The organism is Brevundimonas sp., assembly GCF_029946145.1.
Classification (GTDB): domain Bacteria; phylum Pseudomonadota; class Alphaproteobacteria; order Caulobacterales; family Caulobacteraceae; genus Brevundimonas.
This window is the reverse complement of the sequence record NZ_JAQSDY010000027.1, coordinates 352,864-375,471: the sequence shown is the minus strand read 5'-3', so window position 1 is coordinate 375,471 and position 22,608 is coordinate 352,864. Positions and strand designations below refer to the sequence as shown.

Genomic DNA, 22,608 nt, shown 5'->3' with positions numbered 1-22,608 from the left:
TCTGTGATCATTACGACTCCGTAAGGTGCGCCGGGTTTGGGCCCTGATAGGGTCCGGCGGCCCGCGCGCGTCGGGCGTTCGGAGCCCGCGTCCATGAAGTCCCGCCTGATCCTGACCGCCGCCGTTTCGGCCCTGCTGCTCGGCCTGCCGGTCGCCGCGCCCGTCATGGCGCAGACCGCGCCCGCCGCCGTCGCGGTGCCGCCGCTGGGCTTCGTCGAGCGCACCCTGCCCAACGGGCTGAAGGTCTACACCGCGCGCGACGCATCGACGGCCAATGTGACGGTGCAGGTCTGGTACAAGGTCGGGTCCAAGGACGATCCGGCCGGGCGTTCGGGCTTCGCCCACCTGTTCGAACACCTGATGTTCAAGGCGACGAAGAATTTCCCTGACGAGACCTTCGACCGTCTGACCGAGGATGTGGGGGGCAACAACAACGCCTTCACCTCGGACGATGTGACGGCCTATCACGAGACCATTCCGGCCAATCACCTGCAGCGCCTGCTGTTCGCCGAGGCCGACCGGATGAGCTCGCTGGTCGTCGGCGACGACGTGTTCAGATCCGAGCGGGCGGTGGTGCAGGAGGAGTACCGGCAAGGTATTCTGGCCAACCCGTACGGTCGTCTGTTCGGCGTGTTCGAGCCGGCCACCGTCTATCAGGAAAGCCCCTATCGCCGCACGACCATCGGCTCGATCGAGGATCTGGACGCCGCGACGCTGGAGGACGTGCGGCGCTTCCACGCCACCTACTACCGGCCCGACAACGCCTATCTGATCGTGGCGGGTAATTTCGACCAGGCCCGGCTGGACGCCTGGATCGACCGGTATTTCGCGCCCATCGCCAATCCCGAGCGTCCGCTGCCGGCCAACAATGTGGTCGAGCCCGAGCCCACCGGCCCGCGCGACCTGACCTTCCACGCGCCCAACGTGCCGCTGCCGGCGGTGATGCTGGCCTGGCCGACGGTGAAATACGCCGACCCGGACCGCGCGGCCCTGACCGTGCTGGACGGCATCCTGTCGACCGGCGAGAGCTCGCGCCTGTACCGGTCGCTGGTCTATGAGCAGGAGATCGCCGCCCAGATCGGCTCTTCGCCGGATATGAAACAGCAGGCCGGCCACCTGACCGCCTACGCCATCATGGCCGACGGCCATACGGCCGATGAAGGGGTCGCCGCCCTCGGCGCCGAGATCGCCCGGTTCCGCGATGAACCGGTGACCGACGCCGAACTGGCGGAGGCCAAGAACGAGCTGGTCGCGGACGCCCTGCGCAGCCGCGAGACCATCGACGATCGCGCCAATGTGCTGGGCTCGGCCCTGATCGGGACCAACGGCGACGCCTCGGTCGCCGACCGCGAGATCGCCGACATCCAGGCCGTGACCGCGGCCGACGTGCAGCGCGTGGCCCGGCGTTATCTGACGCCGCAGCGCGCGGCGACGATCCGCTATCTCGCCGCCGACGAAGCGAATCCGACGACGGAGCAGAACACCGCCGTCGACGCGCCGGTGCGGGTCGCCGACCTGGCGCCCGTCGGCGAGATCTTCACCCTGCTGCCCGAGGCCAAACGCGCCGCCATGCCCGAGCCGGGCGCGGCGGTGTCGCCGGCGACCCCGGCCATCGCCGACTTCCGGCTCGACAACGGCCTGCGCGTGCTGGTGGCTCCGAAGAGCGGCCTGCCGCTGGTCTCGGCGCGGCTCAGCTTCGACGCCGGTTCGGCCGACGAGGCCGCGGGCAAGGCCGGCGCCGCCAGCCTGACCGCCAATCTGCTGACCCAGGGCACGGCCACGCGTTCGGCCCCGCAGATCGCCACCGAGATCGAACAGCTGGGCGCCGGTGTCGGGGCGGGCGCGGGTCCGGACTTCACCAATGTCTTCGCCAACGCCCCGGCCAACGTCTTTCCGCAGACAGTGGCCCTGATGGCCGATCTGGTGCGCAACCCCGCCTTCGCCGGGGAGGAGCTGGACCGTCAGCGGACCCAGACCCTGGACGGACTGAAGGTGGCGCTGAGCACGCCGGGCCAGGTGCTGAGCCAGGCCGTCGGTCGGGTCGTCTACGGCAATGCGCCCTATGGCGCGCCGGGGGTCGGCACGGTGACCTCCCTGCCCGCGATCACGCGCGACGACATCGTCGCCTTCCACGCCGCCCGCTATCGTCCGGAGGCCGCCACCCTGGTGTTCTCGGGCGACATCACGCCGGAACAGGCCCGGGCCCTGGCGCAGTCGGCGTTCGGCGACTGGGCTCCGGCGGGAACGGCCGCCGCGGCGACCGCGTCTCCGGCGGGCCAGACGGTGGCCCCGCGCGTCATCGTCATCGACCAGCCGGGCGCCGGACAGGCGGCGGTGGCCGTGGCCATGCGCAGCGTGCCGCGCGCCACGCCGGACTATTTCCCGTTGACGCTCGGCAACACCCTGCTGGGCGGCAGCTTCACCTCGCGCCTCAATCAGGAGATCCGCATCAAGCGAGGCCTCAGCTATGGCACGCGATCGTCGCTGGGCATCCGGCGGGACGCGGGGGCCTTCGTCGCCTCGGCCCAGACGCGTAACGACGCCGCGCCCGAGGTCGTGGACCTGATCCTGGCCGAGGTCGCCCGTCTGGGCGCCACGGCGCCGACGGAGCAGGAGATCACCACCCGCCGCGCCATCCTGACCGGCGCCTTCAGCGACGCGCTGGAGACGGTGGACGGGCTGGGCGGACTGGTCGCCGGCCTGGCGCTGTACGACCTGCCGATGAGCGATCTGGCCGCCTATGTGAACAATGTCGAAGGCGTCGACGCCCCCGACGTCCAGGCCGCCTTCGCCCGCAATGTGCCGATCGACCGGTCCAGCGTGGTCATCGTCGGAGACGCGTCGAAATTCCTCGACGCCTTGCGCGCCAGACATCCGAACGTCGAGGTCATCCCGCTGTCGAGCCTGAACCTCGACAGCGCGGCGCTGCGGTAGGGCGGCAGGTCTCCTCCCCATCGCAGATGGGGAGGTGTCGCGGCGCGCCTTCGCGCCGTGACGGAGGGGGCGACGCCGGCTGCGCTGGTGGACCGCTAATCCCCTTTCAGCGAGTCGCCCCCTCCGTCTCGCCGGCTTCGCCGTCGATCCACCTCCCCACTGCGTGGGGAGGAGACGATCAGGCCGACAGACACACCACCTGGGCGACCCGCAGTTCGCGGCGCAGGTCGTCGGCGACGAGGCCGTAGTTGTCGATGGTGACGGTGCGGCCCGTCAGCGGTTCGTCGGCCTTCTGCACGCCGCGGACGGCGGGGCCGAAGGTGTCGGGCGAGGTGGTGTAGATCCGGCCCCGGCGCGGACTTTCGGCGATGGTGACGCCGATGGCGCGGCCCTGACGGTCCAGCACGGGCGCGCCCGAGAGACCCGCCAGCGTGCCACCCAGGCCGTCGGTGCGACCGACCTCGGCCCAGGCCAGGATCGGCTCGTCGCGCTGGCCGCGGCCGCGCACCTTCAGCGTCTCGCGACCGAGCAGGCGGGAGGTGACCTCGCCGGCGCGGGCCTGGGGATAGCCGGGATGGAAGGCGCGCTGGCCCGTGCGCAGGCCCTGCACGCTGGCCACGGGCAGGGCGTCGGCGCCGCCCTGGGTGATCAGGACGGCGATGTCCGCGCGCGGCGCCAGTCGCACATCGGCCGCCACGGCGCGTCCGCCGCCGACCAGGATGGCGGGGCGGCGGCAGCCCTCGACGACATGGCGCGCTGTGACCCAGCGGCCCTCGCGCGAGATCGAGAAGGCCGTGCCGGAAGCGGGCTGGAACGGGATGTCCGGAGCGTTGACCGTAACGGCGGGGTCGAACGGAGTCACGGGGCCCAGCAAGGCGCCCTCGATCTCGTCCGGGGCGGGCGGCGCCGGTGGAGCGTCGGCGTTTTCGCGGCGATTCAGGGACAGGATCAGCAGGCCGCCCAGAACCGCTGAATAGATCAGCCAGTCGGGGGGGCGGGGGAAGGCCATGGCGTCAGCCCGTCAGGGCGGCGGCGAGGATCAGGGCGGTCGACAGCTTGGCACCGACCAGCAGGACGGCGGCGGCGATCTCGCCCTCGCGGATGCGCTGGGGCAGGCCGGTCAGGATCATGTCGACCAGCCGGAAGGACAGCAGCTGGATCACCACGGTGGCGACGCCCCACAGGGCGATGTCCTTGATCGAGGTCGAGACGCTGAGGCTGACCGCCAGCGGTATGGCCAGGCCGACCAGCACGCCGGAGAAGGCTACGGCCGCGGCGGCATTGCCCTGACGGATCAGGGTGATCTCCTTCCACGGAGTCAGCATCGCATAGAGGATCGCGCCGCCGACCATCAGGGCCAGGGTCACGCCGAGGTGCGCCATGGTGGTGGGGAAGCCGGTCGCGAAGGCCTGGACCTCGGCGCTTTCGAGCAGGGGAGAAAGGGACGAGGAGTCCATGGTGATCCGATGGTCAGACGATCCCTGACGATTGCCCGGTTTTCGCCCCAATCCGCAAGCGCGACGGCGCCACACTCCATCACGAATCTTGTCGTGATGTAACCGGAGGTTAGGCGGCCTCGACCGCTCCGGCGAGCGTGGCCTGATCGGCCTTGCGCAGGGTCGAGGCGCGGACCTTCTCGCTCTCGGACTTCAGCTGGCCGCAGGCGGCGAGGATGTCGCGGCCGCGCGGTGTGCGGATGGGCGAGGCGTAGCCGGCCTTGTTGAGGATGGCCGCGAACCGCTCGATGGTCTTCCAGTCCGAGCATTCATAGTCCGTGCCCGGCCATGGGTTGAACGGGATCAGGTTCACCTTGGCCGGAATGCCCTCGATCAGCTTCAACAGGGCGCGGGCCTCGTCGGGGCTGTCGTTGACGCCCTTGAGCATGACGTATTCGAACGTCACCCGGCGGGCGTTGGAGAGGCCCGGATAGGCGCGAATGCCGGCCATCAGCTGTTCGAGATTGTACTTCTTGTTCAGCGGCACCAGGACGTCGCGCAGGGCGTCGTTGGTGGCGTGCAGGCTGATCGCCAGCATGGCCTGGGTGCGGGTTCCCAAGGCGTCGAGTTGCGGCACGACGCCCGAGGTCGAGACGGTGATCCGGCGGCGCGACAGGGCGATGCCCTCGTTGTCCGAGATGATGTCGATCGCGTCGGCGACGTGGTCGAGATTATACAGCGGCTCGCCCATGCCCATGAAGACGATGTTGGACAGGCGGCGGTCTTCCTTGGGCGACGGCCATTCGCCCAGGTCGTCGCGGGCGACCTGGACCTGGGCCACGATCTCGGCGGCGGTCAGATTGCGGACCAGCTTCTGGGTGCCGGTATGGCAGAAGGTGCAGTTCAGGGTGCAGCCGACCTGGGACGACACGCACAGGGCGCCGGCGCGGCCGACGTCGGGAATGTAGACGGTCTCGATCTCGATGCCCGGGGCCGTGCGGATCAGCCATTTGCGGGTGCCGTCGTTCGACACCTGGCGCTCGACGATCTCGGGGCGGGCCAGGGTGAAGGCGGCGGCCAGTTTCGCCTGGGTATCCTTCGCGATGTTGCTCATCGCCGCGAAGTCGGTGACGCCGTAGTGGTGGATCCAGCCCCAGACCTGACTGGCGCGCATCTTCGCCTTCTCGGGCGGGCAGATGTCGGCGTCGATCAGGGCCTGACGCAGGCCCGTGCGCGTCAGCCCCGAGAGGTTGACGGGAGCCGCCGGTTTGCTGGCGGCGGACGTGCGCGAAAGATCGAGCGTGAGGCTCAAGGGTCAGTCCTGCAGGAGAGGGAGGCGGGGCTTATACCACAGATCGGGAAGGATTTAAGGCGGGGAGCGTTCTCCCTCCCCTTCATGGGGAGGGTGGTCGCGTAGCGACCGGGTGGGGAATGCCTGACGTACCCCACCCTGTCGCCGCTTCGCGCCGACATCCCTCCCCATGAAGGGGAGGGAGAATTCTAGTCCGTATCCTCGATGTGGTGGATCCGGTCGTCGTCGAGGCCGAAATGGTGGCCGATCTCGTGGATCAGGACGTGGGCGATGATTTCGGACAGGCCGACGTCGCCGTGCTCGCACCATTCGTCGAGGATGGGACGGCGGTACAGGAAGATGCGCGACGCCTCGGCCGCCGGACCCATGCCGTCGCGAAGGCCGATGTCGACGCCGTGGTAGAGGCCGGTCAGTTCGAACGGGTCCTCGATCTCCATCAGGGTCAGGGTCTCCTCGTCGGCGAAGTCGTCGACGCGGATGATCACCTCGCCGGCCAGCGAGCGGAACGGGTCGGGCAAGGCGTCGAAGGCCTGACGCGCCAGCCGGGCGAAATCGTCGAGCGATGGGGCGGTCTGATCGGTCCAGTCGGTCATCCGGCCCATATCGGGCGTTCGACGCCCGCTCGCAAATCCGGCGACGCGGGTTATGGTTACCGAATCAAATTCTGGTCGGGCCTGACGCGCATTGCGCGGCTTGAGGCCCGGGGGCGTGGGGCTCCGAAGCAGGGACGGGAATGGCCGAGGCCGACATCGCCTATGTCGCGACCGCGGGCGCCGCGGGGCTGGCCCTGGCGCTCAGCGCCTGGGCGGCCCGGCTGCGCCGCCGTCTGGCGGTCCGCCACCGTCTGGCCGAGTCCGACCTGGTCCGCGCCCGCGCCGATCTGGCCGATTGCGACGGGGCGCTGGGCGCCTTTGAGGATGTGCGGCTGGCGCTGGCCCCTGACGGGCGGACGCGGCGGCTGGGGGCCCCCGGCGCGTGGGAGGCGGTGGTCCACGATCTTGCGGCCGATGGAGAGGAGCCGGGCGATCCGTCACTGGTCGTGCTGGACGCCGTGCGCGAGGCGGCGGGGCCGCGGCTGGACGCCCTGATCGATCAGGGCGAGGCCTTTGATGCGGTGCTGGAAGGCGCGAGCGGGGCCTGGGCGGTCGAGGGGCGTTCCTCGGCGGGCGCGGCCTGGCTGAAGGTCTCACGTCTGGGACTGGTCGGCACCGCGACCGAGAGCGGGCTGGGCCTGCTGGCCGACTCCTATCCGGCGCCGACCTGGATCACCGATGCGGCCGGCCGGCTGGCCTGGGCCAACAAGGCCTGGCTGACCGAAATGAAGGCCGACAGCGTCGAGGCCGCGCGCGAAAAGGGGCTGAGCTTCGACCGCGGGGCCGACGCCATCGTCGCCGAGGCGGGCCGCACCCGTCAGCATCAGGACGGCTTCCGCTGGACCACGGGCGGCGGACGGCGGCGGGCGTGGCGGATCGTGGCCGAGCCGGTGCAGGGCGGGGCCGGGGCCGTGCTGGCCTTCGCCCTGGACATGACCGAGGCGGAGGAGACGCGCGACACCCTGCGCCGCCACGTCGAGGCCCATGACGAGACGCTGAACCATCTGGCCGACGCGGTGGCGATCTTCGGTCCGTCCAAGCGGCTGGCCTTCCACAACACCGCCTTCCAGACCCTGTTCAACATCGACCCCGCCTGGCTGGACGAACGGCCGACCCATGCCGAACTGCTGGACAAGCTGCGCCAGCGTCGGCTGCTGCCCGAGGTCATCGACTACGCCGGCTGGAAGGCCAATGAGCTGGACTTCTACGGCGCGTCAGAGGCCGCGCCGGACGACAGCTGGTCCCTGCCGGACGGCCGCACCCTGCGCGTCGTGCGCCAGCCGCACCCGCTGGGCGGGGTGCTGCTGCTGTTCTCGGACATCACCGACGAGCTGAAGCTGCGCAGCCGGTTCAATGCCCAGATCCAGGTGCAGACGGCGACGCTGGACAAGCTGAGCGACGCCGTCGCCGTGTTCGGGTCCGACGGACGCATCCGCCTGCACAACGAGGCCTTCGACGGCTTCTGGGGCCTGAGCGGCGATGCGATCGACGCCGCCGGAGACTTCGACGCCGTCGCCGCCCTGTGCCAGTCGACCATGCCCGATCCGGCCCTGTGGCTGGGTCTGAAGGCGCGGGTGGCCGATCCCGATCCCGAAAGCCGGGTGCCGATCGCCGGCGAGGGACGCACGACCGACGGCCGCATCGCCTCGTGGCTGACGCGGCCGCTCCCGGACGGCGCCACCCTGGTGGCCTTCTCGGACGTGACGGCGCAGCGCGGGCTGGAGCAGGCCCTGGCCGCCAAGGCCCAGGCGCTGGAGGAGTCGACGGCGCTGAAGCGGGAGTTCGTCGGCAGCGTGTCCTATGAGCTGCGCACGCCGCTGACGACCATCGTCGGCTATTCCGAACTGCTGGAGATGCAGGCTGACCTGCCCGAGCGCAGCCGCCAGCACGCGGGGGCCATTCGCGTCGCCGCCAACCAGCTGGCCGGCTCGATCGACGACGTGCTGGACATGGCCCAGATCGACGCCGGCGAGATGGAGCTGACGCTGGGCGATGTGCGGGTCAGCGATCTGCTGGACGACGCGGCGGAGAAGTCGCGCCCCCGGATCGAGGGACGCGGCGCCACCCTGACGGTGGCCTGTCCGACGGGCCTGCGGCCGATCCGCGCCGACGCCCAGAGGGTGGGTCAGGCGCTGGAGCACCTGCTGGACAACGCCGCCCGCTCGGTGTCCGAGGGCGGGGCCGTGACGCTGACGGCCGAAGCCACCACGTCCGAGATCCGCATCCGGGTCGAGGACAGCGGCCGGGGCATTCCCTATCACCTGCAGGCGCACGTCTTCGACCGGTTCGTGCGGCGCGAACGCGGCGGACCGGGCGTCGGACTGGCGCTGGTCAAGGCGCTGGTCGAGCTGCACGGCGGCTGGGCCGAGGTCGAGAGCGAGCCGGGCAAGGGCGCGGCCTTCATCCTGCACCTGCCGCTGGAGGCGGCGGTGGTGGCGGCAGCGCCGGAGTTGCGGCTGGGGTAGGATCGGGTGGTTAGTGATTAGTGACTAGTGGTTAGTGATCGGCGACGATCCGGGCCGCTTTGACACCCCAATCACTAGTCACTAGCCACTAATCACTCCTTCGCCACCGTCGCCGGACCCACCATGGCCAAACGTCTCAAGACCGCCCTGATCTACGATTTCGACGGCACCCTGGCGCGCGGCAACATGCAGGAGGTCAGCTTCATTCCGTCCATCGGGATGACGCCGAAACAGTTCTGGGACAGCGTCTATCCCGAGACCCAGAAGGCCGATGGCGACGGCATCCTGATGTATATGCAGATGATGCTGGCGGCGGCCCAGCGGGCGGGCCAGCCGGTGACGAAACAGGCGCTGCGCGACCACGGCCAGGACGTGGCCCTGTTCGAGGGGCTGCGGGACATGAGCTGGTTCGAGCGGATGGACGCCTTCGGCGACCAGTTCGGGCTGGAGATCGAGCACTACATCATCTCGGCCGGACTGACGGAGATGATCGAGGGCTGCCCCATCGCCAGGGCTTTCAAGCACGTCTACGCCTCGAAATACGTCTATGACGACAATGACGTGGCCATCTGGCCGGCGGTGGGCGTCAACTACACGACCAAGACCCAGTACCTGTTCCGCATCAACAAGGGCGTGTTCAACCACTGGGACGACGAGCGCATCAACCGCTTCATCCCCGACGACGAGCGGCCGATTCCGTTCGAGCGGATGATCTTCCTCGGCGACGGTGACACCGACGTGCCGACCATGAAGATGATGCACACCAAGGGCGGCTTCTCGATCGCGGTCTATGATCCCGAGACCACGCCGCGCGACACCACCAAGATCCACCGGCTGATCTCCGAGGACCGGGTCAATTTCGTCGCCGCCGCCGATTATCGCGAGGGATCGCCCGTCGACCTGATCGTCAAGGGTCTGATCGGGCGGATCGCCGTCAATGCGGGCCGGATGCCGGCCGACGGCTGAGCCCGGAAGCACGAACGGGTCACGCCGGATCACCGGCTGTCACGAACCCGGGAACGGCTTGCGCCGGCCCCTCGCCATCGGACGAAACGACCCCGCCAGGACAGCCCTCCCGACCGAATCGTCCACAACCTCGCCGCCACCAGCCTTCCGCCACAACAGGCCGCGCGAACAGCGATCGGGGCGGCGCGAACGTCCTCCGGCACAGGGTTGCGTTACACGGGTTCACGAATGCGTGAGAATTTAGCTTGCGCTCCTGCTCACGATCCCGTTATCTCCGGCATTGCGAGGATTCATGACCTCGTGTGACCTTCTGAAGGAAGAAAACCATGCGCATCACCGCTCTGATCGCCGCTTCGGCCGCCGCTCTGGCCCTGGCTGCTTGCCAACCCGCCGCTGAAGACAAAGCCGCCGACGCTTCGGCCGACGCCGCTGCCGCCGCCGACACCGCCACGGACGCTGCCGCGACCGCCGACGCTGCCGCCGCCGACGCGACCGCCGCCGCCGCCACCGCCGAAACCGCCGCTGCTCCGGCCGCCGACGCCGCCATGGCCCCGGCTGCCCCGGCTGCTGAAGAAAAAGCCGCTCACTAAGAGCGACATCGACACGGCCTTCGGGCCTCGTTGAACGAAAGGGTCGCCCTCAAGGGCGGCCCTTTTTTCTTGCGCCGGAACCGTAGCGGGAACATCGGTCGCCCGACGGGATTTCACCTGTGCAACAAGCTTGGCGGTCGGCATCCTGATGGTCGGGACCCACCGCCGGCAGCCACAAGGATTCTGTCATGCGCACCGCCGCCCTGATCATCGCCGCCGCCGCGGCCTTCACCCTGTCCGCCTGCAACAAGCCCGCCGAAGACACGACCGACGCCTCGACCGAAGCCGCCGAAGCTTCGGGCGCCGCCGTCGACACGGCCGCGACCGCTGAAGGTTCGGCCGCCGGGGGCGCATCGGCCGCAAACGCCGGGGGTTCGGCGTCCGGTTCGAGCGCGAGCACGGGCGGCCAGACGATGTCTTCGTCGGGCAGCGCGACGGTCAATGGCGGCGCCATGGCTCCAAACGCCCAGGCTCCGGCCGCCGCCGGGACCACGGTCACCGAGACCGAGCGCCGCCTGAACCCGCCGCAGAACAGCCAGCCCGCCCAATAGGGCCGGCGTAGGGGATCAAGGGCCGCCTCCGTCCGGGCTTTCGGATCGGGACGGCCCTTTTTTCTTGCCCGGAGCCGGGACGCGTATAGGCCGTGGTCATGGCCGAAGACCGTTCGCCCCGCCTGATCTGGACCGAAGACGGCGCGCCGCGTTCGGGCCGGTTCGACGACGTCTATTTTTCGCGTGAAGACGGCCTGGCCGAAACGCGCGCGGTGTTTCTGACCGGCTGCGGCTTGCCGGAAGCCTGGGCCGGGCGCGGCCGGTTCACGGTGGCGGAACTGGGTTTCGGCACGGGGCTGAACATCGCCGCCCTGCTGGACCTGTGGCGCCGCGAGGGTCCGCCGGACGGGCGGCTGCATGTGTTCTCGGTCGAGGGCTTTCCGCTGCGGCGCGAGGAGGCGGCGCGGGCGCTGTCGGCCTGGCCGGAACTGGCCGGGGCGTCGGAGGCCCTGCTGGCGGCGTGGCCGGCGCCGACACCGGGCTTTCACCGGCTGGACCTGCCCGGATTCAACGCCGTGCTGGATCTGGCGGTCGGCGATGTCGAGCGGGCGCTGGAGCAATGGACGGGACGAGCGGACGCCTGGTTTCTGGACGGGTTCGCGCCCTCGACCAATCCGGCCATGTGGTCGGATGCGGTGATGGACCGGATCGCCGCCCGGTCGGCGCCGGGCGCTCGCGCAGCCACCTTCACCGTGGCGGGTTCGGTGCGGCGCGGGCTGGCCGAGCGCGGCTTCGCGGTCGCCAAACGACCCGGCCATGGCCGCAAGCGCGAGCGGCTGGAGGCATGGCTGCCGGAAGCGGCTGACGGTGAGCCGCGGAGGCCATCCGTGACCATCGTCGGCGCGGGGATCGCGGGCGCGTCGCTGGCGCGGGCGTTCGCCGCCCTGGGGGTTCGGCCCACGGTGGTCGAAGCGGATCGGCCCGGAGCCGCGGCGTCGGGATTTCCGGCCGGCCTCGTCACCCCCCGGCTGGACGCCGGCGACCCGGGTATCGGAGCGCTGTTCGCACAGGCGCTGGAGCGGGCCCGGGCGCTCTACGAGGCCGTTCCTGATGCGATCGTCGCCCAGGGCGTGCTGCAGCTGGAACAGCAGCCCCGCGACGCCGGGCGGTTCGGCAAGATCGCGGCCCAGCCGGTCTGGCCGGAGGGCGCCATGGCGGTGGTCGACGCCGGGGCCGCGTCCGGCCGTCTTGGCGAGCCCGTGGGCGGGGGCCTGTTCATGGCCGGGGCGATGGCGCTGCGGCCCGCGCCGGTGCTGGAGCGGTGGCTGGGAGAGGCCGATGCCGTCGTCGCCGACGTGGCCCGTCTCGAACCCCATGGCGAAGGCTGGCGACTGGCCGACGGCCGGGGCGGAACGATCGTCGAGGCTGACATCGTCGTGATCGCCGCCGGCTGGGGCGCGGCCCGTCTCTGGCCTGAAGGTCCGCTGGCGCCGGTGCGCGGACAGGCGGACTGGGTGGAGGGCGCAACCATGCCGCCGGTCGCCTGGGGCGGCTATGCGGTTCCGACCGGCGACGGTTTCCTGTTCGGGGCAACCCACGACCGCGGCGATGTCTCGACCGAGGTTCGGGCCGCTGACAGCGTTCGCAATCGGGCGGCGCTGGCCGCGCGCCTGCCCGGGCTCGCCGCGCGGGTCGAGGCGGCGGGGTCGGGGCAGGCGCGCGCCGCCGTTCGCGCCACGACGCCCGACCGGCTGCCGCTGGCGGGGGCGGTTCCCGGGCGGGCCGGCCTGTTCGTGCTGGGCGGTCTGGGTTCGCGCGGCTTCTGCGCCGCGCCCCTGCTGGCCGAGCATGTCGCGGCCCTCGCCCTCGGCGCTCCGTCGCCCCTGCCGGGCGATCTGGCGGCGCGGGTCGATCCCGCACGGTTGTTGAAGAGCACGGGGCTTGCGCAACCGGTCAGCGCGGCGGACGGTTGACGGACAGGATAACCGCATACCGGAGCATCGCCATGCGTGCCGCCTTCACCGCCAGCGCCGTCGTTTCCGCCCTTGCACTCACGGCCTGCGCGCCGACCGGGACCACGGCTTCGGGTCCTGCCACGGCCGACGGCGGCGATCCGCCACGGGCGCGCCAGTGTTTCAGCGTCAGCCAGGTCAATAACTACACCAGGGGCCGTCCGGACCAGGTCTTCCTGCGCGTCGGTCGTGACGCGGTCTATGAGCTGAACGCGGTGGGCGGCTGCCCTGATCTGGACTTCGCCCAGCAGGTGGCGCTGATCCCCGACGGCGGCATGGCCGGCTCACGGCTGTGCACCGACGACTGGGCGCGGGTGGTCGTGCCCGGCTCGACCTCGCCCTCGACCGTCTGCCGCGTCCGCATCAGCCGCCAGCTGACGGAGGCGGAAGTCGCCGCCCTGCAGCCGCGCCAGCGGCCCTAGGGCTTCTGGGCGTAGCCGAGCCGCCGGTTCAGCTTCTCGATCAGGTCGATGGCCGTGTCGGCGATGACCGAGCCGGGCGGATAGACGGCGGCCGCGCCCATGTCGATCAGGGTCTGGACGTCCGACGGCGGGATCACGCCGCCGACCACGATCATGATGTCGGGCCGACCCAGCTTCTCCAGCTCGGCCTTCAGTTCGGGCACGAGCGTCAGGTGACCGGCGGCCAGGGATGAAGCGCCGACGGCGTGGACGTTGCGCTCGACCGCCTCCTTAGCCGCCTCCGACGGCGTCTGGAACAGGGAGCCGGCCGTGGCCTCCAGCCCCAGGTCGCCATAGGCGGTGGCGATGACCTTCTGGCCCCGATCGTGGCCGTCCTGGCCCAGTTTGGCAATCAGGATGCGCGGCGGGCCGCCGTCGTTCTCGACGAAGGCGGCGACCATGTCGCGGGCGCGGGATATTTTCGGATCGGCGCCGGCCTCCTTGGCATAGACGCCGGACACGGTCTTCACGGTGGCGACGTGGCGGCCGAAGGCGGCTTCAAGCGCGTCGGAAATCTCGCCGACGGTGGCACAGGCGCGGGCGGCCTGAACCGACAGCTCCAGCAGGTTGGCGGTTCCGCGCGCGCCCTCGGTCAGGGCGGTCAGGGCGGCCTGGGTCTTCGCCTCGTCGCGTTCGGCGCGGAGCCGTTTCAGCTTGTCGATCTGGGCCGTCAGCACGGCGGCGTTGTCGACCTTCAGCATGGGGATGTCGTCGACGGCGTCGGACAGGTAGCGGTTCACGCCCACGACCGTCTGCTGGCCCGTGTCGATCCGGGCCTGGGTGCGGGCCGAGGCCTCCTCGATCCGCATCTTGGGCACGCCGGCCTCGATGGCCTTGGCCATGCCGCCCAGGGCCTCCACTTCGGCCATCAGGACGCGGGCCTTGTTCGCCAGTTCATGGGTCAGGCGTTCGACGTAGAAGCTGCCGCCCCACGGGTCGATGACGCGGGTCAGGCCGGTCTCCATCTGCAGCAGCAGCTGGGTGTTGCGGGCGATCCGGGCCGAGAAGTCCGTCGGCAGGGCGAGGGCCTCGTCCAGCGCATTGGTGTGCAGGCTCTGGGTCTGGCCGCCGGCCGCGGCCATGGCCTCGACCATGGTGCGGGGCACATTGTTGAACACGTCCTGGGCCGCCAGCGACCAGCCCGAGGTCTGGCAGTGGGCCCGCAGGGACAGGGAGCGCGGGTCTTTCGCGCCGAATTTCGACACCGCCTCGGCCCACAGCAGGCGGCCGGCGCGCAGCTTGGCCACCTCCATGAAATAGTTCATGCCGATGGCCCAGAAGAAGCTCAGGCGCGGCGCGAACCGGTCCACGTCCATGCCCGCCGCGACGCCCGCCTTCAGATATTCGACGCCGTCGGCGAGGGTGTAGGCCAGCTCCAGATCGGCCGAGGCCCCGGCCTCCTGCATGTGATAGCCGCTGATCGAGATGGAGTTGAATTTCGGCGTCTCGGCCGCGGTCCAGGCGAAGATGTCCGAGACGATCCGCATCGAGGGCCCGGGTGGATAGATGTAGGTGTTGCGGACCATGAACTCCTTGAGGATGTCGTTCTGGATGGTCCCGGTCAGGGCCGCGTGGGGCACGCCCTGTTCCTCGGCGGCGACGACATAAAGGGCCAGGATCGGCAGGACGGCGCCGTTCATGGTCATGGACACCGACATCCGGTCCAGCGGGATGCCGTCGAACAGGGTCCGCATGTCGTAGATGCTGTCGATGGCCACGCCGGCCATGCCGACGTCACCCTTCACCCGCGGATGGTCCGAGTCATAGCCGCGGTGGGTAGCCAGGTCGAAGGCGATGGACAGCCCCTTCTGACCGGCGGCGAGGTTGCGGCGATAGAAGGCGTTGGACGCCTCGGCGGTCGAGAAGCCGGCGTACTGGCGGATGGTCCAGGGATTGGACGCATACATGGTCGGATAGGGGCCGCGGACATAGGGGGCGACGCCCGGCAGGCCGTGGATGAAGTCGAGGCCCTCGACGGCGTCGGGGCCGTAGGCGGTCCGGACGGTCAGGCCTTCGGGGGTGTTCCAGACGTCGCGGGCGGGGCCGGCGCCGGTCGAGCCGAGGTCGAGGGCGACCTTGGTGAAGTCGGGGGCGTTCATCGGGCGGCCTCCCAGGTCTGGGTCTCGAACGGTGCGGCGAAGCGGATGGGGATCAGGGGATCGCAGGCGTCGCCGCCGGTCTGGCGGGGCGTCTTCGCCTCCGCCTCGAACGGCGCGGGGCGCGGGTCAGGATCGACGAATTTGGTCACCCCGACCATCTGGGCGTGGCCGTCGGCGAGGGCCGCCTCGCGTTCGGCGCGGGCGGCGGCGACGCGATCCTGCACGTCGCCGGTGCGCAGGGCGACGATCAGGCCGCCCTCGCCCTCGATGCGCTGGAACTCGGCCCAGCCGGCCTCGGCCAGATCGCGGGTGCGGGCGTCGAGGAACCACGAGCCGGCGGCCGGATCATCGACCCGTCCGAGATGGGCCTCCTCCATCAGCACCGCCTGCGTATTGCGCGCCTGACGCCGGGCGAAGGCGTCCGAGCGGCCGTTGGCGCGTGACAGGCCGTCCAGCACGACGGCATCGGCCCCGCCGACCGCGCCGGCGAAGCCCGCCGCCGTCAGCCGCAGCAGGTTGGGCCAGGGATCGCGCGCCGACAGCATGCGCCGTGACGAGCGGGCTTCGATGACGGCGGGGGTCCCGGCGCCGAACGCCATGGCGACCGACCGCCAGATCAGACGCAATGCGCGGACCTTGGCGAGGCCGTCGAAATATTCCTGGTCGAGCGATACGCCCAGTACGGTTCCTTTCAGCGCCTGTTCGGCTGTCATGCCGGCGGCGACGGCGGCCCGGATCAGGGCCACGGCGTTGGCGGCGGCGAAGCCGAGTTCCTGGGCGATCGAGCCGCCGGCCTCATGCACGACCCGGCCGCCGGCGAGGAAGAAGCAGGCGTCGGGATAGGCGCCCGCATGGCGCGCCGCCGTATTGGCGGCCAGCGTCAGATGCTCGTCGATCGCGCGCGGCGCGGCGCCGGTTTCGGCGAAGGCGGACAAGGGGTCCATGTGGAACATCAGTTTCGCGCGCGGCGAGCCCTTGGCCGCCACGGCCAGGGCGTTGGCCGCCTCAGGCCCGTCCAGACCCGCATCCAGTCCGACCGCCGCCAGCTCCAGCGCCACCCCGTCGAGCGCCCGCGACAGGGGTTCGGAGTCGGCCAGCACGGCGCCCTTGAGCAGGATGGAGGCCGCGCCGCCTTCCAGATCGGCCAGGGCGGCGGCGTTGACCGCGTCCGCGTCGTCCCCCTCGATCAGGGTGCGCACGTCCCACGCCCGTCCGTCGGCGTCCGAGGGCCGGGGCGCCGAGATCGCTTTCACGCCGGTGGCGCCCGCATACAGGGGCCGCACGGCCAGGCCGTCGGCGTCCAGATGCACCAGACTTTCCAGCGGCCGGTCCTTCAGCGCCTTTTCGGCCAGCACGCGCCAGTCTGCGGGAGAGGGGACAGGAAACAGATCGGACATCCGCCTCCAATGCATCGCGGGCGCGCGGCGGTCCAGACCCGGCTCCCCTGCGCGGCGCCTGTTCCGCCACCCACGGCGTTGCGGTTCCCTGCGGCGCTTCCAACATGGAGGGCGTCCCCCGCCCTGGAGCCCTGCATGGCCGACCTGTCCGCCTTCCCTGTCACGCAGCGCTGGCCCGCCGTCCATCCTGACCGGCTGCAGCTGTATTCCCTGAACACGCCCAACGGGGTGAAGGTGTCGATCATGCTGGAGGAGATCGGCCTGCCGTATGAGGCCCATCTGGTCGACATCGGCCAGAACGAGAGCTGGACGCCGGAATACCTGTCGCTGAACCCGAACGGGAAGATCCCCGCCATCCTCGACCCCGACGGTCCGGGCGGAAAACCGCTGGCCCTGTTCGAATCCGGCGCCATCCTGATCTATCTGGCCGAGAAGACCGGCCAGCTGCTGTCAGCCGATCCGGCGACCCGGTACCAGACCATCCAGTGGGTGATGTTCCAGATGGGCGCGATCGGCCCGATGTTCGGCCAGGTCGGCTTCTTCAACAAATTCGCGGGCAAGGCCTTTGAGGACAAGCGCCCGCTGGACCGCTACGTGGCGGAATCGAAACGGCTTCTGGGCGTGCTCGAAGCGCGGATCGAGGGCCGCGACTGGATCATGGACGACTATTCGATCGCCGATGTCGCGACCCTGGGCTGGGTGCGCAATCTGATCGGCTTCTACGAGGCCCGCGAGCTGGTCGAGTTCGACAGCCTCAGCAACGTCCCGGCCTGGCTGGAGCGCGGACTGGCGCGGTCGGCGGTGCAGCGCGGGCTGGAGATCCCGGCCCGGCCCTGACGCCCGCTCCTAGCGTTTGCGGAAGCGTTTGGCCTCGGCCGCCATGCCCGCGCCCCAGGGTTCGGGCGTCGTGTCCTCGGGCTGGAAAGGCAGTTCGCCGGCCACGCCGCGCATGGCCAGGGCCAGCGGCAGGGCGAAATGGCCCAGCATGCGCAATGGCTTGCGCCGGTCGTCGGTGACGTCCCAGCCCTCGGCCGCGAAGGCGTCGGTCAGTTCGAAGCCGTCCAGATGTTCGATCCCGTCCCAGTCAGCAGGCAGGGCGACAGCCTCGGCGGCTTCGACGGTGAGGCCGAAGGCGGCCTGGGCCGTCGCATCGATGTCGGGGAATTCGGCGCGCGCATCCGGATCGGCGTGGCGCGGCTTCATCAGCGCCTTCATCTCCAGATCGGAGACGCCCGGCAGGTCCAGCAGGCGTCGAAGTTTCGGTCGTGACATGAACGGGCCCGTGCCGATGGCGTTCGGCGGTCAGGTGCAGGGTTGAGCGCTGGCCCGGCACGAATAGACATAGCTGAAGTTGCGCTTCATCGAGCTGCACGACGTACTGCGATTGGCTGACCGGTTCCAGCTTTGGTACTGACCGCCATAGCCCCGGGCCTGGCGACTTCCCGGTCGGCGCCGACCGACTCGCGGGACGATCAGGGGCGGGAGTCTCCCTGTCGGCCCCACCGGTCGAAGATCGACGAGACATTGACGCTGATCCGGCCGCCCGCGCGGGGCACGGTCACAACCAGCCGCCGCCCGTCGGCGTCGAGAGCGTAAGCCCGCCCGCGACCGGGCTGAATGGAATAGTCCTGCCCTTCGGGCGCCGGAAGGTTCGCGTTGATGCGGATGCGCACCGGCGCCCGGAGCCGGGAGGCGTCCGGAACGAACACGGTGTAGCGGCCGGGGCCCAGGCCGACGAATACGACATTGCCCCGACGGTCTGACGGTCGCACAGCGACGGTCCACTCAGGTTCGCCTTCCAGACCTACCTCAGTTCCGGGGATGGGATCACCCGGCTCCGCACGGGCGACGGACCCTGCGACCAGCAGGGTGGCGACGGCGATCAGTGTAAAGAGTCTCATGTCAGGCCCCCGGGACAGACTCGGAGGGACGGCAGGATCGCTGACACGTCAGGCCGAACCGGCCGCATGTTGCGGTCGCATAACGTTGGTCACGCACCGTCGGGATGGTCAACCGTTCTTCACGATCGACATCTCTGGGCGGCCGTGGGGCGATGTGAGCCCGTCGGTCGCTCCGGGGGATGCTACCGGGTGTCGAAGGACCTGTGTTCACGCAGAGGGGCGACGAACAACCGGTCGCAGCGATAGCCGTCGTCGGTCAGCGGTATGGCCTCGAAATCCGCGCCAGAGGCGTCCAGCACTTCGGCGGCGAGGGCGTCGAACGCCGCCTCGTGGCCGGGTCGTTGGAACAGCACGGCTCCGTCCTTGGCGTCCACGACGCCGTAAGCCGGAGAACCTTCGAGGAGGGTGTCGAGATTGAGGGCCATGACAGGGCAATCCCCGAAACGGCCGAAGGTTCAATCACGGACGGAGAACCGGCCGGCGCCTGTCGTGCTGGCTTGTCAGGGAAGGAATGGTGGACGCGACAGGGATTGAACCTGTGACCCCCTCGATGTCAACGAGGTGCTCTCCCGCTGAGCTACGCATCCGCCAAGACGGTTCCGGACGGGTCCGGAACGGGAAGGAGCGGTCTATAACCCCTTGAGGGCGCTGACCGCAAGGGCGAAACCAAGGCGATACGATCTCATGATCGTGACCGCTCGCGGCGGGTTTCAGGCCGCCGCCACCATGCGCTCGACCTCGCCCACGAGGTCGCGAAGGTGGACCGGCTTGGACAGGACCTTGGCCTGCGGACTGGCCTGGGCGGCGCTGAGGGCCACGGCCGCGAAACCGGTGATGAACATGATGCGGATGCCCGGCTGGCGGGCGGCGGCGACGCGCGCCACCTCGATGCCGTCGGCGCCGGGCATGACGATGTCGGTCAGAAGCAGGTCCCACGGACCCTGGTCGAGGGCGTCGATGGCGTCGTCGCCGTTCTCGCAGTCGACCACGGAATGACCGGCCCGCTCCAGGGCGCGGGTCAGGAACCCACGCAGGGAGTGGTCGTCTTCGGCCAGAAGAATGCGCGCCATATGATTTTCGCCCCGGATCGTCTTTCCGTGAAGCTAGGCCCGCACTGGTAAACTCGCCATGAAAATCAGCGGAACGCCAAAGCCCTCCTCTGTGGATGAAGGGCGGAAACAGGCTATGGCTGCAGCATGAATGCAGGGGACAGCGGGGGAAATCGGGCGAACGGCGCGGCGGGTTTCACCGTTGCACGGGCCGTCCCGGGGGGCGTCGAGGGAGGGCGGTTTGTCTTCGCCTCGCCCCACTCGGGCGACCTGTATCCGACCGACATGGACGCCGATCCGGCCTTGACCGAGGCCAGTCTGCGCAGCGCCGAGGACGCCCTCGTCGACCAGCTGATCGCTTCGGGCGTCGAAGGCGGGGCGGCGCTGGTGCTGGGGCGGCTGGGCCGGGCCTATGTCGATCTCAACCGGGACCCCGCCGATCTGGATCCGGCCCTCATCGAGGGGCTGGGCGAAGGGACGGGCTCGGCCCGGACGGCGGCGGGATACGGCGTCATCCCCCGGCTGAGCGGCGACGGACAGCCGCTGTACGCCCGCCGGCTGACGCTGGCCGAGGCGCGCGAACGGATCGCCCGGGTGCACGCGCCCTATCACGCGGCGCTGGACGAGCAGATGCGGGCGGCCAGGGCGCGTCATGGCGAGGCGGTGCTGGTGGACTGGCATTCGATGCCCGCGCGGGCGACCCAGGCGTCGGGCGGCGCGCGCGGGCCGGACGTGGTGCTGGGCGACCGGCACGGCTCGTCCTGCGAAGCCGGGCTGACGCGGCGGCTGCGGCGGGGGTTCGAGGCGCTGGGCTGGCGGGTGGCGCTGAACCAGCCCTATGCGGGCGGATGGACGACCCAGACGTGGGGGCGGCCGGACGAGGGGTTCCACGCCATCCAGATCGAGTTGAACCGCGCCCTGTATTTCGATGAGGCCGCCCGCACGCCCTCGGCCGGCTGGTCCCGGACGCAGAAGGGGGTCGCGAGGGTGATCGCCGCGCTGCTGGCCGGCGAGGCGTAAAAAAAGCCGCGCCCGAAGGCGCGGCATAAAAGTCTATAGGGAGGAAACGCCCAGGAAGGGCATGACGCCCGGAGGCGTCGAAAATCAAGCTAGTGTGCGCTGCACAAATCGTCAAGAAGGTATTTCGCACCTGCGCTCACGCCGTGTAACGGCACGGTCGTTCCCTGTGATTGGCGTGTAACCGATTTCGGCGGCAAAAATTGTCCGCGTGCCAGCGCATCTGCGAACAGCCTTGGCTGTTAGACCTCAGGGCTCCAGCAACCGGCGCGCGCTGCGGATGGCGCGGGCGGCCGGGGAGCCGGCCTGACGCCAGATCAGCAGGCAGAAGGCGGCGGCGACGCCCAGCGCCAGCCACAGCGGTCCAAACAGCCAGGCGGCCGCGGCCAGGGCGAAATAATAGCCCCGCACGCCCTGGCTGAAGGCGCTCAGGGCCGGATTCAGCAGGTTGGCCGCCGCGTCGCCGAGGGCCACGCGATCCGCCTCGGTATGCACTTCCGGGGCCGCGCCGATGAGGGCGAGCGAATAGTTCAGCTGGCGGATCGACCAGATAAAATCCAGCAGGCCGCGCGCCAGGCAGACCAGCATCAGCGCCAGCTTGGCCTCCAGCAAACGGGTGGGGACATCGTCGGCCCCGACGGAGGCGAACCCCTGAAGCGCCTGTTCCCCGCCGAACAGGACGCTGGCGACCGCCGCGATCAGCAGCAGATTGGTCGAGGCGAAGAAGCCGCCGGAATTGATCGTGTGGCCCATCAGCTGGCTGTCGACCAGGCGGATCTCGCGATGGGTCATGGCGGTCATCCAGACACGGCGGATGACCAGCATGTCGTCGTTCAGGGTGCCGCTGCGCCGGGCCAGGACGCTGAGCAGCGGACCGTAGCCGAGCCAGCAGAGCATGAAGAGGCCGAGGGCCAGCCAGTCGAACAGGGTCATCGGATGCTCCTCGTCACCGCTGCATCGTCGCGCGGCTCGGCCCTGCGCTCAAGCCGCGAGTGACCGCGTCACCAGCGATAGCGCCAAACCATCCTCCGCCTTGCTTCGGGCGCCTTGCGCGCCTATCACGCCCGCCACTTCGTATCGCACTGCACCATAATCGAGCGCGCCATGAATATCGACGCCATCCCCGTCGGCCCCAACCCGCCCTGGGACGTCAATGTCATCATCGAGATCCCGCAGGGCGGCCTGCCGGTGAAATACGAGATGGACAAGCTGTCGGGCGCCCTGTTCGTCGACCGCTTCCTGCACACCGCCATGTACTATCCGGGCAACTACGGCTTCATCCCGCACACCCTGTCGGACGATGGCGATCCCTGCGACGTCATCGTGCTGAACCCGACGCCGGTGGTGCCGGGCTGCATCATCCGCTCGCGCCCGATCGGCGTGCTGAAGATGGAAGACGAAGCCGGCGGCGACGAGAAGATCCTCGCCGTGCCGGTCGACAAGCTGAACCCCTATTACACCGACATCGCCAGCTACCGGCAGCTGCCGGCCATCCTGGTCGAGCAGATCGAGCATTTCTTCACCCGCTACAAGGACCTGGAGAAGAACAAGTCGGTCACGGTGAAGGGCTGGGGCGACGCCGGCGAGGCCGCCGAACTGATCGCCATCGGCATGCGCGCGCACCAGGACAAGCTGAAGTCGGCGGTGTCCAAGGCTGTGAACGCGGCCTGACTTCCGTCTCCTCCCCACATCGTGGGGAGGTGGCGCGGCGCGCCTTCGCGCCGTGACGGAGGGGGCGACGCCGGCTTGGGCCGCTTGCCCGCCAATCCCCTGTCACCGGGTCGCCCCCTCCGTCTCGCCGGCTGCGCCGACGATCCACCTCCCCATGAAATGGGGAGGAGACGGGCTTTGTCCGCCTTCTCCCGGCGGGACAGAACCGCTATCT

The 22,608-nt window shown here is 69.9% G+C and carries 21 protein-coding genes and 1 tRNA gene; 10 read left to right on the top strand and 12 right to left on the bottom strand.

Annotated features, from left to right (window positions below; genetic code table 11):
- Positions 1-93: 93 nt before the first annotated feature.
- Positions 94-2,934, top strand: a complete 2,841-nt coding sequence (locus PSV23_RS13915; RefSeq protein WP_300470019.1) for a pitrilysin family protein — start codon at positions 94-96, stop codon at positions 2,932-2,934.
- A gap of 178 nt (positions 2,935-3,112) precedes the next feature.
- Here the strand turns inward: PSV23_RS13915 and PSV23_RS13910 are convergent, their stop codons facing one another.
- The 4 genes from PSV23_RS13910 to PSV23_RS13895 all read right to left on the bottom strand — a co-directional run bounded on the left by PSV23_RS13910 (position 3,113) and on the right by PSV23_RS13895 (position 6,275).
- A complete protein-coding gene (locus tag PSV23_RS13910) occupies positions 3,113-3,943 on the bottom strand; it encodes a serine protease (RefSeq protein WP_300470017.1) in 831 nt (276 codons plus the stop codon).
- Positions 3,944-3,947: 4 nt separating this feature from the next.
- Entirely contained in the window at positions 3,948-4,391 is a 444-nt protein-coding gene (locus tag PSV23_RS13905; protein ID WP_300470015.1) for a DUF350 domain-containing protein, read from the bottom strand.
- A gap of 109 nt (positions 4,392-4,500) precedes the next feature.
- Positions 4,501-5,682 (bottom strand): 23S rRNA (adenine(2503)-C(2))-methyltransferase RlmN, encoded by a 1,182-nt coding sequence (rlmN, locus tag PSV23_RS13900; RefSeq protein WP_300470013.1) that lies wholly within the window; start codon positions 5,680-5,682, stop codon positions 4,501-4,503.
- A 188-nt stretch (positions 5,683-5,870) separates the two neighbouring features.
- Complete coding sequence (locus PSV23_RS13895) at positions 5,871-6,275, bottom strand: metallopeptidase family protein (RefSeq protein WP_300470010.1); 405 nt, start codon at positions 6,273-6,275, stop codon at positions 5,871-5,873.
- A gap of 140 nt (positions 6,276-6,415) precedes the next feature.
- Here PSV23_RS13895 and PSV23_RS13890 point away from each other — a divergent pair, with 140 nt between their 5' ends.
- The 6 genes from PSV23_RS13890 to PSV23_RS13865 all read left to right on the top strand — a co-directional run bounded on the left by PSV23_RS13890 (position 6,416) and on the right by PSV23_RS13865 (position 13,221).
- A complete protein-coding gene (locus PSV23_RS13890; RefSeq protein WP_300470007.1) occupies positions 6,416-8,740 on the top strand; it encodes an ATP-binding protein in 2,325 nt (774 codons plus the stop codon).
- A gap of 123 nt (positions 8,741-8,863) precedes the next feature.
- Positions 8,864-9,706, top strand: a complete 843-nt coding sequence (locus tag PSV23_RS13885) for an HAD family hydrolase (RefSeq protein ID WP_300470005.1) — start codon at positions 8,864-8,866, stop codon at positions 9,704-9,706.
- Positions 9,707-10,032: 326 nt separating this feature from the next.
- Positions 10,033-10,296 carry a hypothetical protein gene (locus PSV23_RS13880; RefSeq protein ID WP_300470003.1) on the top strand — a complete coding sequence of 88 codons (264 nt, stop codon included), beginning with the start codon at positions 10,033-10,035 and terminating at the stop codon, positions 10,294-10,296.
- A 188-nt stretch (positions 10,297-10,484) separates the two neighbouring features.
- A complete protein-coding gene (locus PSV23_RS13875) occupies positions 10,485-10,847 on the top strand; it encodes a hypothetical protein (protein WP_300470001.1) in 363 nt (120 codons plus the stop codon).
- 98 nt (positions 10,848-10,945) lie between these two features.
- Positions 10,946-12,760 (top strand): FAD-dependent 5-carboxymethylaminomethyl-2-thiouridine(34) oxidoreductase MnmC, encoded by a 1,815-nt coding sequence (gene mnmC, locus PSV23_RS13870; protein ID WP_300469999.1) that lies wholly within the window; start codon positions 10,946-10,948, stop codon positions 12,758-12,760.
- A 32-nt stretch (positions 12,761-12,792) separates the two neighbouring features.
- A complete protein-coding gene (locus PSV23_RS13865; protein ID WP_300469996.1) occupies positions 12,793-13,221 on the top strand; it encodes a DUF6491 family protein in 429 nt (142 codons plus the stop codon).
- Here the strand turns inward: PSV23_RS13865 and scpA are convergent.
- Positions 13,218-15,359 carry a methylmalonyl-CoA mutase gene (gene scpA / locus PSV23_RS13860; protein ID WP_300469993.1) on the bottom strand — a complete coding sequence of 714 codons (2,142 nt, stop codon included), beginning with the start codon at positions 15,357-15,359 and terminating at the stop codon, positions 13,218-13,220. The two genes, PSV23_RS13865 and scpA, sit on opposite strands and share 4 nt — an antisense overlap.
- Positions 15,356-16,756, bottom strand: coding sequence for a methylmalonyl-CoA mutase family protein (locus PSV23_RS13855; RefSeq protein ID WP_300469991.1), 1,401 nt, complete (start codon positions 16,754-16,756; stop codon positions 15,356-15,358). The genes scpA and PSV23_RS13855 overlap by 4 nt, the downstream gene beginning before the upstream one ends.
- Positions 16,757-16,891: 135 nt before the next feature.
- On the opposite strand from PSV23_RS13855, the gene PSV23_RS13850 reads away from it, so the two are divergent.
- Positions 16,892-17,593 (top strand): glutathione S-transferase N-terminal domain-containing protein, encoded by a 702-nt coding sequence (locus tag PSV23_RS13850; RefSeq protein ID WP_300469989.1) that lies wholly within the window; start codon positions 16,892-16,894, stop codon positions 17,591-17,593.
- 9 nt (positions 17,594-17,602) lie between these two features.
- Here the strand turns inward: PSV23_RS13850 and PSV23_RS13845 are convergent, their stop codons facing one another.
- From PSV23_RS13845 to cpdR, 5 genes are all read right to left on the bottom strand, one after another.
- On the bottom strand, positions 17,603-18,028 hold the full coding sequence (locus PSV23_RS13845; RefSeq protein WP_300469987.1) for a hypothetical protein: 426 nt from the start codon (positions 18,026-18,028) through the stop codon (positions 17,603-17,605).
- A gap of 200 nt (positions 18,029-18,228) precedes the next feature.
- Positions 18,229-18,657 carry a hypothetical protein gene (locus PSV23_RS13840; RefSeq protein ID WP_300469985.1) on the bottom strand — a complete coding sequence of 143 codons (429 nt, stop codon included), beginning with the start codon at positions 18,655-18,657 and terminating at the stop codon, positions 18,229-18,231.
- 182 nt (positions 18,658-18,839) lie between these two features.
- Positions 18,840-19,082, bottom strand: coding sequence for a hypothetical protein (locus tag PSV23_RS13835; protein WP_300469983.1), 243 nt, complete (start codon positions 19,080-19,082; stop codon positions 18,840-18,842).
- An 87-nt stretch (positions 19,083-19,169) separates the two neighbouring features.
- A tRNA-Val gene (locus PSV23_RS13830) sits at positions 19,170-19,244 on the bottom strand.
- Positions 19,245-19,367: 123 nt separating this feature from the next.
- On the bottom strand, positions 19,368-19,727 hold the full coding sequence (cpdR, locus tag PSV23_RS13825; protein ID WP_055826880.1) for a cell cycle two-component system response regulator CpdR: 360 nt from the start codon (positions 19,725-19,727) through the stop codon (positions 19,368-19,370).
- Positions 19,728-19,853: 126 nt separating this feature from the next.
- Between cpdR and PSV23_RS13820 the strand changes: the two genes are divergently transcribed.
- The gene (locus PSV23_RS13820) at positions 19,854-20,726 is read left to right on the top strand and encodes an N-formylglutamate amidohydrolase (RefSeq protein WP_300469981.1); all 873 of its coding nucleotides are present in this window, start codon (positions 19,854-19,856) and stop codon (positions 20,724-20,726) included.
- A 246-nt stretch (positions 20,727-20,972) separates the two neighbouring features.
- Here PSV23_RS13820 and PSV23_RS13815 read toward each other — a convergent pair whose 3' ends face one another.
- On the bottom strand, positions 20,973-21,656 hold the full coding sequence (locus PSV23_RS13815) for a DUF599 domain-containing protein (RefSeq protein WP_300469979.1): 684 nt from the start codon (positions 21,654-21,656) through the stop codon (positions 20,973-20,975).
- Between the two features lie 171 nt (positions 21,657-21,827).
- On the opposite strand from PSV23_RS13815, the gene ppa reads away from it, so the two are divergent.
- The gene (gene ppa / locus PSV23_RS13810; RefSeq protein WP_300469977.1) at positions 21,828-22,394 is read left to right on the top strand and encodes an inorganic diphosphatase; all 567 of its coding nucleotides are present in this window, start codon (positions 21,828-21,830) and stop codon (positions 22,392-22,394) included.
- Positions 22,395-22,608: the final 214 nt, after the last annotated feature.